Origin of the sequence: Campylobacter showae CC57C, from assembly GCF_000344295.2 — a bacterium.
GTDB classification, from domain to species: domain Bacteria; phylum Campylobacterota; class Campylobacteria; order Campylobacterales; family Campylobacteraceae; genus Campylobacter_A; species Campylobacter_A showae_B.
Map to the genome: position 1 here is coordinate 1 of NZ_AOTD01000174.1, position 1270 is coordinate 1270.

A 1270-nucleotide genomic window follows, 5' to 3' on the forward strand; every position below is an offset into this window, starting at 1 on the left:
ATCTTAAAAGTGCGGGTCTCGGTGGGTAAAATTTAGATTTTCAGCGAATAACGGTGCCTAGATAACAAAACCCGAGGCAAACAGAAACGCTAAAAAACGCGTTTAAAAATGCGGCTAAATTTTGTCCCGAGCTAAAAAGGCGCACCGTCTCATAGCTAAACGTCGAAAACGTCGTAAAACCGCCGAGCGCGCCGACGACTAGAAATAGCCTTAAATTTTCGCTCAAATTTAACGAGAGTAGTACGCCGATCAAAAAGCTACCAAGAGCATTGACGCAAAGAGTAGCAAGCGGAAAATCGGGGAAAAATTTAGCGACCGCGCCGCTTAAAACAGCTCTACAAACCGACCCCAAAAATCCGCCGCACCCGATTAAGAGCAAATTTTGCATCAGTGGCAAAGCGTCGCGAAGTTAAATCCGCGCGCCTTAAACTCGGTTATATCTCGGCTGGCGACCTCGCCCTTTGTCGTGAGGTAGTCGCCGATAACGACGGCGGAGACGCCATGATCAAAGATTTCGTATTGGCGTTCGCCTAAAATTTTCTCGCGACCTCCTGCTATCATCACGCGAGCGTTAGGCAGTGCGCGGACGGTGTCATCGATGATCCGTAGGGCCTCGTCCGCTCCCATAGGCGGCCGTTTGACGCGTAGCGCGTCATTTGGGATAAAGAAATTTATCGGGCTAGAAAACGGATCAAGCTTCGCAAGGCTAGCTTGCAAGCTCGCGCGGTCGGCCTCGCTCTCGCCAAGCCCGTAAATGCCGCCCGTGCAAAGCATTAGCCCCGCTTCTTTGGCGTCGATGTTGGTCTGCCAGCGCTCGTCCCAGCTATGCGTCGAGCAAATTTGCGGGAAAAACTCGCGCGAGGTCTCGAGGTTGTGGTTGTAGCTAAACACGCCCGCGTTTTTGAGCTCTTTTAGCTGCGGCAGCGTCGCCATGCCGTTGCAAGCGATCAGCATGAGGTTTGGGACTTCTTTATTTACGGCGCGCGCGAGGCGGGCGATCTCCTCGGTCTTTTTGTCCGTGAGCCTTGCGCCGCTGGTGACGAGGCAAAAGCCCAGCGCGTGGTTTGCCGCCGCGATCTTGGCTTCGGCGACTACCTGCTCGGCGGTTTTCATTTTGTATTTTTCGATATCGGCGTTTATTTTCGCGCTTTGCGTGCAGTAGCCGCAGTCCTCGGAGCAGTTGCCGGAGCTGACCGAGCAAATAGCACACAACATAATAGTTTTCATTAGATTATTCCTTTTTTAGCGGCTTGTCTCGCGAGTACTTTTC

The 1270-nt window shown here is 52.4% G+C and carries 2 protein-coding genes; both read right to left on the bottom strand.

Going from position 1 to position 1270, the window contains the following annotated elements; translation table 11 throughout:
• Positions 1-40: 40 nt before the first annotated feature.
• Positions 41-388 carry a fluoride efflux transporter CrcB gene (gene crcB / locus H740_RS06735; protein ID WP_002952650.1) on the bottom strand — a complete coding sequence of 116 codons (348 nt, stop codon included), beginning with the start codon at positions 386-388 and terminating at the stop codon, positions 41-43.
• Complete coding sequence (locus H740_RS06740; RefSeq protein WP_002952652.1) at positions 388-1227, bottom strand: biotin synthase; 840 nt, start codon at positions 1225-1227, stop codon at positions 388-390. The genes crcB and H740_RS06740 overlap by 1 nt, the downstream gene beginning before the upstream one ends.
• Positions 1228-1270: the final 43 nt, after the last annotated feature.

What these genes read in the sequence shown, in the direction of transcription:
- crcB (WP_002952650.1), bottom strand. Translation starts at nt 388, where the DNA reads ATGCAAAATTTGCTCTTAATCGGGTGCGGCGGATTTTTGGGGTCGGTT.
- H740_RS06740 (WP_002952652.1), bottom strand. Translation starts at nt 1,227, where the DNA reads ATGAAAACTATTATGTTGTGTGCTATTTGCTCGGTCAGCTCCGGCAAC.